The sequence below is a fragment of the Kitasatospora sp. NE20-6 genome, from assembly GCF_045862635.1.
On record NZ_BPRL01000049.1, the window covers coordinates 21889 to 39097 of the forward strand.

Genomic DNA, 17209 nt, shown 5'->3' on the forward strand with positions numbered 1-17209 from the left:
TGCGGAGAAGGTCGCCGCGGCGGCCAGGATGACGGTGGTTGCCCCGGACGGGGTGGTCGCCGTCCAGCCCGACGGGACGTTGCGGGTCTCCGCCCCGGACGGTGCGGTAGAAGCGGCGTCATGGTGGATGTGCCGGCCCGGAATGGCGCCGCAGAGACTCCGTGACACGGTCGCGGTCGAGCCGCCCGGCCCGACGGTCGCGGCCAAGCCGGTCCGTCCGGTCCGCCGTTCCGTGCCGAGGACCGCAGTCACCCGGTTGCCATCGGGCTTCTGGATCAGGTCGGCGGAGGACGCCGATGCCGTGCCGTACCCTGCCTTCTTGGCGGCGGCCGCGGGGCCGGGCACTCTGGTCATCGTGATCGGTACCCCGGACCGGCCGCAGGTAGATGCCGCGGCACTCGGCGACACCCTGGCCAACCTGGATCTCTCGGCGTCGCGGGTACTGCTGAGCGCTCCATGGGCGACGCCCGGCGCCCTCACCACGCTCAGCGGTGCGCTGGCGGAGTATGTGGGCGAACCCGTCCATGCCGCGGTCGGCCTCCCGGTCACCGCAGGGGGCGGGTATTCCTCACGGATCCTCGATCGCCACGGCGATCCGACCTGGGAGCCGTATCTCACCCGGTTGAGGTCGACCGGGTCGCAGCATGTGACGACGTCCGGGTGGCGGTCGGCAGGTGCGCGGTGGGAGGTGACGGCGCCGGGCGTCTTCCGTGCGTTCCCGTTCTGGGAGTTGGAGGCGGTGCCCGCCGGGCTGTGGCTGCGCCCCGAACACCCGGTCGAGAGGTTTCCGCGCTTCCGCCCGCCCGACCCGACGCGCCCCCTCCTGATCGTCGGCGAGCAGGGCAGGCCCGTGTCCCAGGAGATCTGGGAGGAACTGGTGCCTGTCCTGGACCTTCTGCCACCGCCGCGGGCCCGCGGCCTCGGCCTGCTGGTGAACGGCGTGCTCACACCCGGCTCGGAAGCAGTGGCCCGATTCGTCGCACGGCTGCACCATCTGATCTGGCTGGGTTCCGAGGGTGCCCCGCCGCGGCAGACCGCCCTGCCCGGCCCCGCCCTTGCACTCCCCCGTCCCGCCGTGGCGCCCTCCGGGCCCGGCCTCGTGCTCCTGAGGCCGACGTCCCGGTATCCCGGGGCGGCGGGCGCTTCCGTGCCGACCACCGGCCACAACCCGACGCCCCTGGGCCCGGTGCCGACGGCAACCGGCCTCGACCCGGGCGACGGCACCCAAGTCGGCACAGCGCCCGCCACCGGCACCCCGTACGACGCACCAGAAGCTGCGCCGGACCTGCCACCTCCACTTCCACCGGTGCCGGTGCCGGTGCCCACGGTGACATCCGGGTCCGTACCACCCCAGCTCGGTTCACCCGACCCTTCCGTATCCCCGGCCGGGCCGCAGTCCCTCAGCACCCATGACCCTTCGACCGCAGCGCCACCCCGCGGGAGTGAGGCCGCGGCCGTGGAGGCCATACTGGGTTCAGGTCTGCCCGACGGCCCAGCAGTGACCGTTCGGAACGAACCCTCGGCACAGCCCACCGCCACCGGCACGGAAGACACGGACGACACCGAGAGCACGGCGGGAACAGAGCCGGCGCCCCGCATCACGGTCTTCGCCGCCGAGGACTTCCCGGTGGCCGCCCGGGTGAGCAGCCGCGAAACACGCGAGGCGGTACGGGTGCTGCTCGGAAACCACTATCAGCGGTGCGCGAGCCGCGCAGACCACCTTGCCACCCGACTCCCGGGACTCCGCTCGACGGCCAAGGACGACATCAAGCCCGACCTGGTGGCCGTCCAGCTCTACCACTCGGACGATGACATCCCGGCCCCCCGGGCCGAGCTGACGGCCGCGGCGCGGAACCCGGAGCCCGGCCCCCTGACCCCGTTCCTCGACTGCCTGGGTTCGGGCCTGCGCAGGCTTCCGAGCCATCACGGAGCCGTGCTGTTCGGCGCCGAGGCCGACGAATCGCTGCTCTCCTGCTACGAGCCGGGGCGGGAGCTTTTCGAGCCCGCGGCGGTGACCGGGCTCACTCTGCACACGGTTGGATTGGGCGTGCCCGTGGAATTCGCCGTCTGGTCCACGACAGGTCGACGGACCTCGCTCCTCGGCGCCTCGGGCGAGGAGCCCCAGGTGGTGTTTCCGCCAGGCACGCGCTTCGTCGTGGTCGACGTCCTACCAGGCGTGTCCGGGTCACGCCCCGACCGGGTGCTGCTCCGCGAGGCTGCCGGCTCGGCCGGCACCGACTCCGCGGACCGTGACCGCAGTGCTCGTGAACGCCTGGTCTCCTGGCTCGGCAAGCGCGACAGAACACCGGAGGCGGAGCGCAGGCCAGTGGAGCGGCCCGAACGCTTTCTGCTGACACCCGGATGCGGCGGCCTGTTGAATCCGCTGATCAGCTGAACCCGGACCGGAGCAGGCCCCGTTCATCGGAGCACAACCGATCGGTGCCGTCCGCAACCGATCGTAGGCACATCGCCCGGGCCGGTCCGAGGGAGTTCACGTGTCCGATCACGATCCGATCGCCGTCATCGGCATGGCATGCCGGTTCCCCGGAAAGATCGACTCGGCCGCCGCCTACTGGAGATTCCTGCTCGCCGGAAGGAACGCCCGGAAAGAAGTCCCGGAGAGGCGATGGGACTCGAATGCCGACGGGCCCCGCCGTTCCGAGGTCGTGCGCGGCACTATCCAGCCGGATTCCTTCCCGGAGGACATCACCGGCTTCGATGCAGAGTTCTTCGGAATCTCCTCTCCCGAGGCCGAGCTGATGCACCCACAGCAACGGGTGACACTGGAGATTGCGTGGGAGGCCCTGGAGCACGCGGGTGTCCCGGCCTCCCGGCTTGCAGGCACCGACGGCTCGGTGTTCATGGGGGTGTGCTTCGACGACCACGGCCGCCACATGCCGGAGTCGCTGCCACACATCGAGGGGTGGATGGGCGCCGGGTCCTCGATGGGCGCGGTGTCGAACAGGGTTTCCCACGTACTCGACCTGCAAGGCCCGAGCGTCACGGTGAACACCACAGGATCGGCCGCACTCGCCGCCGTACACCAAGCCTGCCAGGCGCTGCGCAGCGGCGAGACCTCACTTGCCCTCGCCGGAGAGGTCATGCCGGCGGCCAGGCCGGCTTTCAGCCTTGTGCCTGGCACGGCGGGGGCAATCTCCCCGGACCGGCGTTCCGTGGCCCTCGACGCGAACGCAGACGGCCACGGGCACGAGGCAGGCTGCGCAGTCATCGTCCTCAAGCGCCTCGAGAACGCCCTGCTGGACGGCGACGTTGTCCGCGCGGTGATCAGGGGGAGCGCGGTATACCAGGACGACCGGACCGACGGCATCATGGAGCCCAGCCAAGAAGCCCAGGAGCACATGCTGCGCCAGACGTGTGCCCGAGCCGGTGTCGACCCCCTGTCGATCGGATACGTGGAGGCCCGGGGAACGAGTACGCGGCTCGGCGACCCGATCGAGGCCGGGGCGCTCGCCGCCGTTGTCGGGGCCGGCCGCGCGGTGGACGAGCCGTGCCCGATCGGCTCGGTGACAAGCAACGTCGGCCATCTCGAATCCGCTTCCGGTGTGGCCGGCCTGATCAAGGTGGCGCTGGCCGTCGAACACGGCCGTATTCCCGCCACACTGCTCCCGACCGGCCTCGATCCGTCGCTCCCGTGGAACTCGTCGGGCCTCCGCCCGGTGACCCAGCAACTCGCCTGGCCTGCCCCGGCGAACGGCGGCCCTCGCCGGGCACTGGTCACCGACTACGGCTACTGCGGCACCATCACGTGCGCCGTGGTGGAAGAGGCCGTCCCTCAGACCGACCAGCCGGAATCCTCCGGAGACCCTCACGGTCCACACCTGTACCCGCTGTCGGCCGCCACGCCGTCAGGTGTGCGGGCACTCGCCGCCGACCTGGCCGACCGGCTGGAGGATCGGGAGGCGCCCGTCCTCCCGCTCACGGATCTCGGCCGGACGCTCGCCGTCCATCGAAGCCATCTGGCCGCTCGGGGCACCGTCGTGGCGGCGGACCGGACAGAGCTGGCCGACCGGCTGCGGGCCCTGTCGGACGGCCGGCGTGCCGACGGCGTGTCCGAGGGCCGGATCGTGGACGGCCCCGCGCGAGGGGCTGTCTGGGTATTCTCCGGCCACGGCCAGCAGTGGCCCGGCATGGGCCGGGAGCTCCTCGAAGGCGAACCCGAGTTCGAAAAAATCGTCAATCTGGTCGACCCGATCGTGGCGGCCAGGATGGGTTTCTCCGTGCGCGCCGCCCTACACTCGGACCAGCCGTACCCGGTGCACCACGCCCAGGTCCTGATCTTCGTGGTTCAGGTGGCGCTCACGGCCGTCTGGCGCTCGTACGGCGTCACGCCGGCGGCCGTGATCGGCCACTCGACGGGCGAGGTCGCAGCAGCAACGGTGGCGGGAATCCTGGACCTGCCGGACGCGGCCCGGCTCATGTGCCACCACTCGCTGCTCCTGCCCGACGTGGCCGGGCACGGGGCGATGGCGATGGTGTCACTCTCCTTCGCCGAGACGGTGCGCCGCCTCGGCGACCGACGGGACATCACGGCCGCCATCAGCGCATCCCCCCGGTCGACGGTGGTGTCCGGACCGGCCGCTGCCGTGGCCGAACTGTGCACACAGTGGCGGGAACAGGGGACAGCGGTACGTCCGGTGGACTCGGACGTCGCCTTCCACAGTCCCGCGATGGATCCACTGATGGAACGCCTCATGAACGACCTGGCCTTTCTCAGCCCCGGACCGGCCCGGCTGCCGGTCTACTCCACCGTCCTGCAGAACCCCCGGTCCACCACCGCCCGCGATGCGGCGTACTGGGTGGCCAACCTACGCGCGCCGGTCCGGCTCGACGACGCCGTGGCCGCAGCCGCAGCCGACGGCCACCGTGCCTTCCTGGAGGTTTCCGCTCACCCCGTGGTGTCGCAGTCCGTCCTGGAGACCCTCGATTCGCTGGCGATCCGCAACCGTGTGATGGCCCATTCACTGCGCCGCAACCGGCCGGAGCTGTCGAATCTCCTCGACAACCTCGGTACCCTGCACAACCACGGCGTTCCGGTCGACTGGGAGGAGCTCCAGCCGGCGGGCAGGCTCGCGGAGCTGCCGACTCGGCCCTGGCAGCACCACCGCTACAGGTTCGAACCCCATCACACGCAGGCACTCGACGATCCGAACTCGCGCCCCTTCCCCGGCGGACCTGCCATCGTCCACGGCTCGACGCGGACCCGGCCCCTGCAGACGGTGCTCGACGATGCGACCCTCCCGCACCGGGACTGGCACGCCGCACTCGGAGACGAGGCCGTACCGGCCGACGCGCTGCCCACCACATTCCTCGCCACGGGCGCCCGCCGATCCGCGGGCGCACGATCCGAAGTCCCGGAGTGGGACGGCCTCGAAGCAGACGAACTGCTCGCCCAGGTCACCGCCACAGTCGGCAAGGTCGTCGCACGGGAGCTACAACTGTCGCCCGAGAGCCTCGAACCGCGGCGCCCGCTCGCCGACCTCGGCGCGGACCCGCTGCTCGGCACGATGATCCTCCGGCAGCTGGAGCACCGATTCGACACCGAACTCCCGCACACGCTGTTCCGGAACCTGCCGAGCGTGCACACCATCGCCACCCATCTGGTCGAGCTGCTGTCCACGCCGCAGACGCGCTGACCCGACCCACCGTCCACAACGGAGCACCATGCCACAGGAGTCACCGGTCGGCACCGGCACCGCAGCGGTGCGCCGACTCGTCGAGAACCTCGACAGCAACGACCACGCCTTCGTGCCCGACATCGGCCACGAGATCTACCACGAGCTGCGTGAGCACCACCGAATGGCCGAGTACGCCGACCCAGTCGACCGGCAGACCAAGCTGCGTGGACAGCGCACCGAGCCCGCCGAGTCGGAGCACACGGCCCTTCAGCTCGACCGGGTACGGCAGCGCGCCATCGTCCCCCTACTGCACAGCGTTGTGGCAGCGGGCCTCCCGCTCGTGACGGCAACGAACGCCGAGCGTGGCCTACGCACCCCGCTCTCCCCCGTCCAGGAGTTCTTCCGGGCCGGACAAGCCGCCGCCCCAGAAGGGAACGCGCACAACTGCCTGATGGCCTGGTGGATCGACGGCCGACTGAACCATGCCGCACTCAGCGCCGCGACGGGCGACCTGCACCATCGCCACGAGGCACTGCACGCCGCGTACCTGCCGGCCGACGCTTTGTCGGGCCCGTTCGCCAACCCCTCCGCCGGGCACGCCGCCCCCGAAGTTCGCCGACTGCCGAAGTCCCCTGACGAGCAAGCCGCGCACGCCGCCCTCGTGGCCGCTCTCAGGGAACCACTCGATCCCGGCACGGGCCGCAACTGGCGCACCGTCACGGTGCAGAATGCGGCAACAGGCAGAGAAATGCTCGGAATCGCCGTCCACCACATCGCCTTCGACGGCGGTTCGGAGTCCGTGCTCGCCCGAGAACTCTCGCACTGCTACGCAGCGCGACTCGCCGGGCTGGAACCGTCCTTCCCGAACCCGGCGCCCACTCTCGCACAGCTCGCAGACGATCGCCGAGCCGAGCTGTCGCTCGTCGACCGGGCAGCCCGGCACGCCCACCGGGCTGAGGTCCTGCGAGGCATCCCCGAGCTGCCGGTGGTGCCGCCCCGCCCCGATGAGCGAACTGTCCAGCCGACCCGGGCGCATACGTACCGGCTGAACCCAGCCACCTGGTCCACCGTGGCGGGGAGGGCCCGGCAGCTGCGCGCCACCCCGTTCACGGTCCTGCTGCATGCCTACGCGGAGGCACTGCGCACGGTGACCGCATGCTCGGACTTCGGAATCGGAGTACCGATCGTGCGGCGCGGAACAGCGTTGCGCACAGAGTCGCTCGGCTGCTTCATCGACATGGTGCCGCTGCGGCTGCGCACCGAGGAGGGCGCGGCACTGCCCTTCGACGTGGTCCGTCGCGCCGTCGCAGATGCCCTAGCCGATCAGGACGTCCTGTTCGTAGACGTGACCGGGCTGGCCGGACGGCCGTCTGCAGCGCGGACACCCTTGCCTTGGAGCATGTTCGCGCTCCAGAACCACGCCCGCGCGGATCTCGAACTACCCGGCTGCCGAGCGGAGTTCCGTCACTTACCGCGGCAGCATTCGGCGTTCGGACTGACCACCGAAGTATGGCCCCGACCGGATGGCTCAGCCCTGATCGAAGTCACCCACCGGGCCGATCTGGTCTCGGCATCCTTCGTCGAAGCAGTGGTTCGGGAGTTCATCGCCCGCCTGCCGCTCCCCGCTCACCCGCCGTTTCCCACCATCCCCGACCGCCGAAGAGCAAAGCGATGACCATGACAACTTCACCGCCCGGCTGGCCCGGGCCCATCCCGCCCAGCCCCGCGGGGCCCCACCACGTCGGGATGCGGGTGGCGGACGTCTGCGCGACCGTTGCACACTCCACCGGCCTCGGACTCGCCCTGCAGGGCGTCGCGACATCCGTCGCCCGCTCCCTTCTGCCCCGTCATCACCCGGTCCGATCATCCGCGGCACACGCTGTTCTTCGAGGTGATCGACCGGACCGGGGCCCACTCCTTCGGCAGCGGCAGCGTCCAGGAGCCCTGGACGAAGCGATGAAGGTCCAGCGAACAGGCCAGGAGGTCCGATGACTCTGACCGGCCGTACCCCGACGATGGCATCGGTGGATTCTCTCGCCGAGATGGAACGACTGGCGCTCGCCGTGCTGCCACGTGACCGATGGGATTTCCTTGCCGGTGGCGCCGGCGAGGAGACAACTCTGATCACGAACAGATCTGCGCTGCAGTCTGTCAGGATCGTCCCGCGGGTGCTGTCCGGCGTCGCATCCGCCGACTGCACCGAGGAACTCCTCGGCATGCCCTCTGCCATGCCCGTCGCCATCGCCCCAATGGCCTTCCAGCAGCTGTTCCATCCGGCAGGCGAACTCGCCGCCGCCCGTGCGGCAGAACTCGCCGGCATCCCCTTCATCGCCAGCACGATGAGCAGCGTGCCGCTGGAGGAGATCACCGCCACGGGTGCCACCACGTGGTTCCAGCTGTACTGGCTGCGCGACCGCAGTCGTACGGCCGAACTGGTGCGGCGGGCCGAGGCCGCCGGATGCACCGGGCTGGTGCTGACCGTCGACGTTCCCGTGATGGCCCGCCGGCCGCGCGACGACCGGAACCGATTCGCCCTGCCCGACACCGTCCACGCGGCCAACCTGCCGACCGTCCAGGAGTGCGGCACCGTGGCCGAGCACACCGCCTTGTCCATCGAACCGGCCCTGGGTTGGTCGGACGTGGAGTGGCTGCGCGACCGAACCGAACTCCCGATCGTACTGAAGGGCGTGCTCGCGGCCGAGGACGCCAGGATCGCGGCCGATACCGGAGTCGATGCCCTGGTGGTCTCCAACCACGGCGGCCGACAGCTCGACGGCGCGATCACACCGATCGACGCGCTTCCCGCGATCCGTAAGGCGGTTGCGGGCCGATGCACCCTGTTCGTGGACAGCGGCATCCGCAGCGGCCTCGACGTCCTGCGGGCCCTGGCGCTCGGTGCCCATGCGGTCCTGTTGGGACGGCCGGTACTGCACGGCCTCGCCGTCGGCGGCGAGTTGGGGGTGTCGCACGTGCTCGGTCTGGTCCGCGACGAACTGCGGTCCGCCCTGCTGCTCGCCGGCTGCCGCGACCTGGCCGCAGCCAGACGCCTGAGCACGGTGCGCTCAGCCGGGCAGTGACCCAAGCCGTCAAGCCACAGCCCTCGACCGGGCCACCCGGATGAAACTTGCTGCGGGGCAGCCGGGGAACTCGACCTGCTGCTGGAGGACGGCCCGTACGGCCTCTTCCACGCGGAAGGGCATCGCCGGCATCGGCATCGAATGCGCCGCAATCTCCGGACGTGTTGTCCACCCGGACTCGCGGTCCGGGACCGCACGGGAGGGCGCCCGGATCGACTTCGTGGTCGCGGACCTGCCGGTGGTCGGTGGCGCCGGAGAGACGGTGGACCTGTTCGCCGACCGGCTGGCGAGGGCCAGGAGCATGGTAGCCGTGGACACGGCGGGGCCTCCCCCTGCCCTCGGTCGCGGCTGCAACGCGCCGCGGGGAACTGATACGCGGGCCGCGGGTACCGGACCGTCGGCCGGTACCCGCGGCCGGTGGAGCAGGTCTGCGATCAGCTGGCCACGGCAGCGGGCAGCCGGCGTGCCCAGCTCGGCAGGTCGATCCCGACGGCTCTGCAGTGCAACTGGATACGCTCAGCCGTCTCCCGGGCGGCCCGGACGGTACCCGGGGCGACATCCATCGCCTCCGCGATGGCCGACTCGTACCAGCCCTGGTCGAGCAGCATCAGCACCACGCCGGGGCGGTGCCTCTGCTGAATCTTCCCCCCGCTCAGGAGCGTCCGCTCCACCAACTCCACGCCTTCCTCACCCAGTGCCAGAAAGTCACGCATCTGTCCCGAGAAGCGCCGCCGCTCGCCGGGGGTGAACCCGCCCCAGACACCGTCACTCTCGCCGTTCCGAAGTGCCGTCTGCAGACACGCCTCGCGGATCGGACACACCTGGCAGACCTCCTTCGCGATATCGAAACTTGCGTCGGCCTGGGAGGAGGCGCGCCGGGCGCGGAAGAAGATCTCGGGATCGACGTAGCGACAGACTGCCTCGTCCGCAGGGAGCCCTACATCCTGCTGCAGTCGGCGGTGCAGCCTCAGCGCTGCCAAGCGGGTGACCGGGGAAGCGGACATCTCATGCCTCTCACACAGTGCGCGGCGAGCCGGGAAGCAGCCTCCGGTCACCAAGGATCCTGCGGGTCCGAATGACTCCCGCACCGGATAGCACGCGACGAAGGATCGCCCTGGTTCAACGGGTCGCCGACGGACCGGGCACCGGCCGGGTGCCGAATGAACTGCCTTTGCTCTTCGGCACGTTCCTCTGTCGAGGGCACTTGCCGACCCGATTCACCAGCTTCGAGACCGCACCACTGGAGTAGACGTATGCACTCCCCAGTGCGCCGCAACACCCACCGTCTTCCGCGCAAGCGATGCCAGCAGGTGGTGCTGTCCGTGGCCACCCTCGGCCTGGTGACGGCCGGTCTGGTGCCGGTGGCCTCGGCGGGCCTCCGCCCCGGGCCGACCCAGCACAGGCCGCATCGCACGACGATCCAGCAGGGCATGCCAACGTCCGCTCCGAACGGCTCGGCCGTGCCGACGGCATCTCCCGGCGCGCATCCGTCGCCGTCGTCCACGTCATCGGCACCGCAGTTCGCCACTGCATCGCCACCGGCCCCCACTGCCACGGGTTCCTCGGCGTGGCGGGGCGGATTCGACGGATTCGGCAGCACAGCTTGGAAGCGTGATTGGGGAGTAACCCCGTCCGGAGGTTGGGGATGGCAGGACATGGCCGCAGTCGCCGACTCCGAGGCCCCAGGCGGGACAGCTCTTCAGGTCACCTACGGCGACAGGTCCTCCGCCCCCTCGTGCACCGACTGCCCGACCTCCGGCGGTGGGCAGTTCTACACCTCGCTGGACTCGCTCGGCCTGAAAAGTCTGGCGTCCGCTTCCACCCTGGACCTGAAGTATCGGGTCAAGTTCCCCACGGGCTACGACTGGGGAAGGGCCGGCAAGCTGCCGGGTCTGTACGGAGGCAAGGTCGGCCAGGCCTCCGGCGGCAGCCACGGCGGCTGGTCCACCCGCTTCATGTGGCGGGGGTCCAGCGGAACACCTGACAACGGCGAGGTCTACCTCTACACCCCTACCGATTCCGGCCCGACCGGATACGGCGTGGATCTCGCGGTCGGCGACTGGCACTGGGCGGCCGACGACCGTTGGCACACCGTCGAGCAGCTCGTAGACCGAACCTCGGGCGACGTCACCGTCTGGTACGACGGCGAACAGGCCGCCTCTCTGCCAGGCATTGCCACGGGCATCGCCTCGATCCCCTTCTCCGGCATCTTCTTCTCCACTTTCTACGGTGGCCACGACTCCACGTGGGGGCCGGCCGGCACGCAGCACGCCTATTTCGCGGACTTCTCACTCTCCCCCGGGGTCCAACACTGAGCCCGTCGTCAGCCGTGGTCGGCCCCGGCCGGCTGCCGAGGCCGCCGACGGGCCTCTCCCATCATCCCCGCAGGCCAAGCCCGGTCGCCCGTCAGATGGGGCGGCGACCCGACACAACGGAGCGTCACATGCCGGCACGACACGCCCGTCCCACCATGGGACGCAACATCCGGATCGCCACGGCGGTGGCCTTAATCGCCGTCATTCCTGCCACGGCCGCCTCGGCCCGTGTCCACCGCACCACCCAGCCGCCTCACAAGTCCCAGTCGGCACTCAATTCGAGCCGCCACCCGCCGATGGCGACACCGACGCCGAGCGGTCACCCCGTCGAATCCGCGCGAGCCACCCCGGTCCCGGTCGGCCCCATGAGCCCGGTACCGTCGAAGCGTCCGGCATCCATCTCAAGCATCGACCCGGCCCTCGATCTGACATCACCCGGGCCGAAGGAGATCGCGATGGAACTGGTCTCCACCGCGGAGAATTCCTCACTCGACTGGAAATCCCAGTTCGCGTACATCGAGGACATCAAGGACGGCCGCGGCTACACCGCCGGCATCGTCGGCTTCTGCTCGGGCACGGGCGACATGCTCGACATGGTCAAGCACTACAAGCAGCTCAAGCCCGGCAACGTTTTGGCGAAGTACCTCCCGGCACTCGAGAAGGTGAACGAGAGCTCCTCCCACGCCGGTCTCGACCCCACCTTCGTCGCCGACTGGAAGACCGCCGCCAATGACCCGGTGTTCAAGAAGGCCCAGGAGGACGAGCGGGACCGTGTCTATTTCAATCCCGCAGTCAGCCAGGCCAAGGCGGACGGCCTGCCCATACTCGGGCAGTTCATCTACTACGACGCCATCGTCATGCACGGCCCCGGCAACTCGTCCGCGTCGTTCGGCGGGATCCGCGCCACCGCCATGAAGAACGCGAAGACGCCCGCACAGGGCGGCGATGTGACCGCCTATCTCAACGCATTCCTGGATGCCCGCAAGGCGGCCATGAAGACCGAGGCAGCCCACGACGACACGAGCCGAGTCGACACCGAGCAGCGCGAGTTCCTCAAGGCAGGGAACCTCAATCTGCAGCCGCCGCTGTCGTGGCGGGTCTACGGCGAGCCTTACACGATCAACCGCTGAACCGCCGGAACCGTGAACCGATCAGCGGTTCCCCGGACGTTTAGCAAAGTAGTGTGGTGGCGGCCGTGGTTGCCGACTCGGAAGCCCCTGGCCCGCCACCGATATCCCTCACGTCAACAAGGACGGTGACCTGAAGCATGTCGGAGCAGGAGCTGCGCGACCTCACCTGCCACAGACTACTGCTGTCGCTCGCGGGAAGGCTGCCAGACGACCTCCTGCGCACCGCCCGACGTGCCCTGGCGGACGGCGAGATCCGCACGGCAGTGTCGGTGACGCTGGAGGCGATCGCCGACCGGGGCCTCGCGGTCACGCAGGACGAGCTCGACCGTGCCCGCCAGCTGACCGAGGACTCCGAAGGATTCGAGCGGCTGAATGTCGACGTCGGATTCCTGACCGTCGACCAAGTGCCGGAGCCCGCCTACGAATTCGCTTCCTACGGACCCGCCGGGACGACAAGCGCCGACGCGGTGGACGAAGCGGTCGTGCTGGCCGCCGAAGCGTCCGCGGAACGGATCGCAGCCGTGTGGAGGTGCTGGCGGAGGTCACTCTTCGGTGAGGAGGCCGACCGTAGGGTGTACCTAGTACAGGCCGAACTTCCCGATGATGCACCGGCGCTGGCCGGCACCTTCTACGACGCGCTGGCGTCGGCAGGTGAGCGGGACGCCGGCGTGGAGGTGGTTCCGGTGGAGGAGCCGCTGTTTGGATACCAGCGGCTCGCACTCGACCGGGCGCTGCTTCTCTGGGCCAGCGGCGACCCGGCCGAGCCGGAGTTCCATCTCGCCCGGGTCTTCGACCACGCAGATCCGGTCCTCGGGCCGGGATTCCATCCGGACCATCCGCTGATCACCGAAGTCACCGAACGTGACCGTCTGCTCGACTACCTGGCGTCCGGCTACCCGGTGCTCAGCACCACCAGCCGTATGCCCGACCCTCTCGACCCCACGGCCGGGGAGGCGGTCCCGCTGGGGTTCCTGACCGATGGCGAGTGGATCTGGACGGAAGGGGTGGGCTACTTCCTGGAGCGCCACCACCTCGCCCCTGACGCGGCCCTGCTCGCGCACATCCGTAAATCGGACTTCGAATTCGCAGAGGTCGACGCCGACGTGATCTCCCGGGCCACAGCCTTTGTGCTGGGCCCCTCGCCCGAGGAGGACTCGGCCCCGGTGTGGCCTGCCGGGGCGTCCTGATCCGCATCCACCAGGCCGTATCACATCGGCCGCGACGGTGAGCGCCCGGAAGCACTCGGCAGGAGTGCTTCCGGGCGCTCAGCGTCGCGAGTACGAAGGTCAGCCTTCACCATCGGACCGGTCGTCCGAAGTAGCCGGCCGGAAAGTCGTAGACGTAGAGATGAATCGGCACACCGCTGGAACCGTGGTGGCCACAGAAGTACCGATCGCCGTCGTCGACCACCTACCGGCCATCGGCCTCGCACGTGCTCTGGTCGTCCCACGCGCAGGGGTTGCTGGTGGCCGCGGCGCACGATGCGTGGAGAGCGGCGCCGCCGATTGCCAGTGCCGCCACAGCGGCGAGGGCGGCTCCGAAACGGAGACGGGGCATGGAGAATGACGCGAAAGGGCCAGGTTCGGGACGGGTCCGCCGACTCACCAGTCGGTCGGCGAGGCGGCGATGGACGCTGTCCTCATGGCGGTCGGCCTGCCCACGGGCGCGCCACCGGCCTCGGTCCGCCTGGCGTCGACGGTCGTACCAACGGCTGCGTCCAGGCGGTCGTGCACCGCGGTCGTACGGATAGCCCGGGCCTCGGAGGGGTATGGCGCCGGTGCGTGCGCATGGTCCAGCTGATCCAGCCGAAGCACGAAGTTCTGCTCGACCGTGTCGCCCGGCCAGTCCCGGTCCTTGCTGCGCAGCAGTCGGGCGGGCCGGCCGTTGGAGCCCGTCGCCGGAGTGCTCAGAACCCGGATGTTGGGGAACCATCCTGCTCCCCAGCTGTGTTCGAGAGACAGCTCCCACTCCGCGGTATCCAGCACGTGCGAGGCTCCTGCTCTGCCGGGGATGACCGTGACGCCCTGCGGAGTCCGGACCACCGCACGCTGCTCGAAGTCGGCGGCCTTCTGCAGAACGGTGATCCGCCAGCGGCCGCTGAACCTGAGCACGGGCTCTCCACACGATGTCGGGCTGCCGGTTGACCGGGGCAGCGCTCGGTGCTCGCCCCAGGGAGCGGCAGGCGGGCCGGACCGGCCCTTGTAGGCGCCCCCGCCCGGGGAAGCGGGAGCGCCCTGGGGGCGCCGTATCTGCGCCCTCAGGGTGAACGGGTCGGCGCACGAAGCCGGTTCAGCGGCTGCTCGGTGCGGCACGGTGGCGAAGGAGCTTCCGGACGGGATCAGTTGTCCAGGGAGCGCCGGATCCGCTCGACCAGTGTGCGGGCCTCTGCCACGTACTCCTCCTTGCCGAGTTCAGTCGTTCGGTCGAGCACTGCACGCGCAAGGCCGGACGCCTCCTCGGCGCGCCCCAGCTCGTGGAGCGCCCAGGCACGGTTCAGGTTGAGCCAGATCTTCTCGACATCGCCGTAGTCGGCGACGAGCTCGATCGCTTCGTCGATGAATCGGAGCGCCGCCGAGGCGTCTCCGTCGGCCCGCGCCAGCCTGCTGCAATGGTGCAGCGCGACCGAATGCACCCGTCGATCGCCGAGCCGTCGGGCGGTTCGCAGCGCGGTCCCGAATGCCTGCCGAAGCAGTGCCGGCGCCATGCCGAGCCGCTCGTAGCAGACTGCAAGCCGGATCTGCCCGGCGCAGAGATTGGCCGTGTCGTCGGCGGCCTCCGCTATGCGTATCGCGGTCTCATGATGCGCCAGGCCTTCTTGGGCACGTCCGCTCTCCGACAGGGCGAGACCGAGCTGGCTCTGCATCCGTCCGACGGCGGAGAGCGATCCGTACTCCTCGGCGGACTGCAGACCCAGGGCAGCTGTCGCCGTCCAGTGCCCGACCGGGTCCGCGCGGAGATAGAGCATGCAGAGGTTCTCCGCCAGGCGCCAGACCAGGTCGTGCCGGCCTTCGCGGGCTGCTTGGCAAAGCAGGTACCGGAGCGTCGACTCGTGCGCCCGGAACCACTTCTGGGCGTCAATACCCGAGGTCCATTCGCCGACGCCGACCGGCGGTGTTCCGTCCGGCCGCTCCACCAACCACGGGTACACGGCCAGTGGCGCGGCGGCGGATGCGGAGGCCGCCAGCGCGAAGTCGAGCAGTCTGCCGAAGGCCTCGTGCCTGTCGCCGTGTTCCAGTCCGTCGAGGAGCTGACGGGAGTAGAGGCGGATCAGACTGGAGCGGGTGTACCTGCCGGGCACCTCCTCCACCAGAATGTGGCCGGCCGCGAGTACCCCCAGTGCTGTGCGGGCCTCGGCGAGGTCACTGCCCAGCAGTGCCGCTGCGGACGCAACGCCGATGTCACCGCCCGGATACAGACCCAGGAGTGCCAGCAGCCTCCTGGACACCATGGGCAGGCGCGTGGCGGTCAGCTCCAGAGCAGCCCGGACACCGGTGCTGCCGTCGACCTCGAAGCCGTCGAGCCGGTCCTGTTCGTCCTCGAAGTCGGCGACCAGTTCATGAATCTTCCACACGGGACGGATCGCAAGCCGTGCTCCGGCGAGCCGTAGCGCGAGCGGCAGGTGGTCGCAGAGTTCGGCGAGCCTGAGCGCTGCGGCGGGCTCGGACACGACCCGGTCAGGACCGATGAGGGCGGACAGCAGCGCGACGGCGTCGGCGGCCGGGAGCGGGCGCAGCGACAAACAGGCCGCGCCCTCCGTCGCTATCAGGTCGAGCAGTGCCATCCGGCTGGTCGCAACGGTCGCGCAGCCGGCACCCGAGGGTATGAGGTCTCTGATGTCCTCTGCCGAGCGGACGTTGTCGAGCACGACGAGGAGCCTGCGGTCACGGGTGAGCTGTCCGTAGAGGGCCACCCGCTCGTCCATCGCGGTGGGGACCTCGTCGTCGGGCACTCCGAGGGCCATCAGGAACTCGGCGAGGACCTTGCCGCTGGTCAGCGGGGACTCCTCGTCGAAGCCCCTGAGGTCGGCGAACAGCTGTCCGCCCGGGTAGCGGTGGGCGACCGTGTGCGCCCACTCGACGGTCAAGGCGGTCTTCCCGACCCCGGCAGGCCCTACGACGAGCGCGAGGGAACCCTCGACCGCCCGTTCCCTGGAGATCTGATCCAGCCACGCACATTCTGCCGTGCGGCCCGTCATGGATCCCGGGCGCCTCGGCAGGGTCGACAGCATCAGCGGGCCCGCGGCAACCGGGCCGCCCCCTGCGGCGCTCGCAGAAACCGGCCGGGGCCGTGCAGGGCCGACAGCGTTCCGCGGGATGGCGGGCCTCAGCACCGCCTCCAGGGCCTCCCGCATGGCCTGGCCGGGATCCAGGCCGAATTCCGCGCGCAGGTAGTCGGCCGTCCGGCGGTGCACTTCCAGGGCCTCGCCGGTCCGGCCGGCCTGGTGCAGGGCGCGCATCAGTACCGAAACGAGATTCTCCCTGGCTGCGTCCGCGCGAACGGCAGTGGACAGCGCCGGCACCGCACGCTCGCCCCATCCCCGTCTCAGCTCCGTGACCGCCCAGTCCTCCAGGACCGCCACCCACCGCTCAAACAGCGGGTAAGCGCCTGACCGTTGAAGCTCCGACCCCTGGATGTCCGCGAGGGGACTGCCCCGCCAGAGACCGAGTGCCTGCTCCAGCAGTGCAGACCGGTCGGCGTCGTCCCCGGCGGCGTCCGCTGCTCGGCGGAGGCGGTCGAAGCGCGCGCAGTCGAGCATGCCGGGGTCGCAGGTGAGCCGGTAGCCTCCGGAGAGGGTCGTGATGGCGAGTCCCTCGGGAAGGATCTTGCGCAGGGCCGCAATATGGCCCTGCAGGGCCGCTCTGGCTTGTGGGGGCGGTGCGCAGTCCCACACAAGGTCGAGCAGCCGACCGACCGCCACCGACTCGTTGGCGTGGATGGCGAGAGCCGCGAGCACGGCGCGCCGCTTGGGCCCACCGACATCGAGCGTCCTCCCGTGCCGGTCGTGGAGCAGGACCGGACCCAGCAGAAGAACCTGCGCCTCCACTTTCCGC

General features: G+C 70.1%; 10 protein-coding genes. 7 read left to right on the top strand and 3 right to left on the bottom strand.

Going from position 1 to position 17209, the window contains the following annotated elements; genetic code table 11:
• Positions 1–319 precede the first annotated feature (319 nt).
• From SNE206_RS28425 to SNE206_RS28440, 4 genes are all read left to right on the top strand, one after another.
• Positions 320–2395 (top strand): hypothetical protein, encoded by a 2076-nt coding sequence (locus SNE206_RS28425; RefSeq protein WP_407916361.1) that lies wholly within the window; start codon positions 320–322, stop codon positions 2393–2395.
• 100 nt (positions 2396–2495) lie between these two features.
• A complete protein-coding gene (locus SNE206_RS28430; RefSeq protein WP_407916362.1) occupies positions 2496–5654 on the top strand; it encodes a type I polyketide synthase in 3159 nt (1052 codons plus the stop codon).
• 28 nt (positions 5655–5682) lie between these two features.
• On the top strand, positions 5683–7311 hold the full coding sequence (locus SNE206_RS28435) for a condensation domain-containing protein (RefSeq protein ID WP_407916363.1): 1629 nt from the start codon (positions 5683–5685) through the stop codon (positions 7309–7311).
• Positions 7312–7624: 313 nt separating this feature from the next.
• A complete protein-coding gene (locus tag SNE206_RS28440; protein ID WP_407916364.1) occupies positions 7625–8713 on the top strand; it encodes an alpha-hydroxy acid oxidase in 1089 nt (362 codons plus the stop codon).
• Between the two features lie 434 nt (positions 8714–9147).
• On the opposite strand, the gene SNE206_RS28445 is transcribed toward SNE206_RS28440, so the two are convergent.
• Positions 9148–9717 carry a WhiB family transcriptional regulator gene (locus SNE206_RS28445; RefSeq protein ID WP_407916365.1) on the bottom strand — a complete coding sequence of 190 codons (570 nt, stop codon included), beginning with the start codon at positions 9715–9717 and terminating at the stop codon, positions 9148–9150.
• Positions 9718–10368: 651 nt separating this feature from the next.
• Between SNE206_RS28445 and SNE206_RS28450 the strand changes: the two genes are divergently transcribed.
• From SNE206_RS28450 to SNE206_RS28460, 3 genes are all read left to right on the top strand, one after another.
• Entirely contained in the window at positions 10369–11028 is a 660-nt protein-coding gene (locus tag SNE206_RS28450; RefSeq protein WP_407916366.1) for a polysaccharide lyase, read from the top strand.
• A gap of 128 nt (positions 11029–11156) precedes the next feature.
• The gene (locus tag SNE206_RS28455; RefSeq protein WP_407916367.1) at positions 11157–12158 is read left to right on the top strand and encodes a chitosanase; all 1002 of its coding nucleotides are present in this window, start codon (positions 11157–11159) and stop codon (positions 12156–12158) included.
• A gap of 137 nt (positions 12159–12295) precedes the next feature.
• Positions 12296–13345, top strand: a complete 1050-nt coding sequence (locus SNE206_RS28460) for a hypothetical protein (protein ID WP_407916368.1) — start codon at positions 12296–12298, stop codon at positions 13343–13345.
• Between the two features lie 414 nt (positions 13346–13759).
• On the opposite strand, the gene SNE206_RS28465 is transcribed toward SNE206_RS28460, so the two are convergent.
• Positions 13760–14269: a hypothetical protein gene (locus tag SNE206_RS28465; protein WP_407916369.1), complete on the bottom strand. Its 510-nt coding sequence runs from the start codon at positions 14267–14269 to the stop codon at positions 13760–13762.
• A 227-nt stretch (positions 14270–14496) separates the two neighbouring features.
• A complete protein-coding gene (locus SNE206_RS28470) occupies positions 14497–17202 on the bottom strand; it encodes a BTAD domain-containing putative transcriptional regulator (RefSeq protein ID WP_407916370.1) in 2706 nt (901 codons plus the stop codon).
• Positions 17203–17209 lie beyond the last annotated feature (7 nt).

What these genes read in the sequence shown, in the direction of transcription:
- SNE206_RS28435 (WP_407916363.1), top strand. Translation starts at nt 5,683, where the DNA reads ATGCCACAGGAGTCACCGGTCGGCACCGGCACCGCAGCGGTGCGCCGA.
- SNE206_RS28440 (WP_407916364.1), top strand. Translation starts at nt 7,625, where the DNA reads ATGACTCTGACCGGCCGTACCCCGACGATGGCATCGGTGGATTCTCTC.
- SNE206_RS28445 (WP_407916365.1), bottom strand. Translation starts at nt 9,717, where the DNA reads ATGTCCGCTTCCCCGGTCACCCGCTTGGCAGCGCTGAGGCTGCACCGC.
- SNE206_RS28450 (WP_407916366.1), top strand. Translation starts at nt 10,369, where the DNA reads ATGGCCGCAGTCGCCGACTCCGAGGCCCCAGGCGGGACAGCTCTTCAG.
- SNE206_RS28455 (WP_407916367.1), top strand. Translation starts at nt 11,157, where the DNA reads ATGCCGGCACGACACGCCCGTCCCACCATGGGACGCAACATCCGGATC.
- SNE206_RS28460 (WP_407916368.1), top strand. Translation starts at nt 12,296, where the DNA reads ATGTCGGAGCAGGAGCTGCGCGACCTCACCTGCCACAGACTACTGCTG.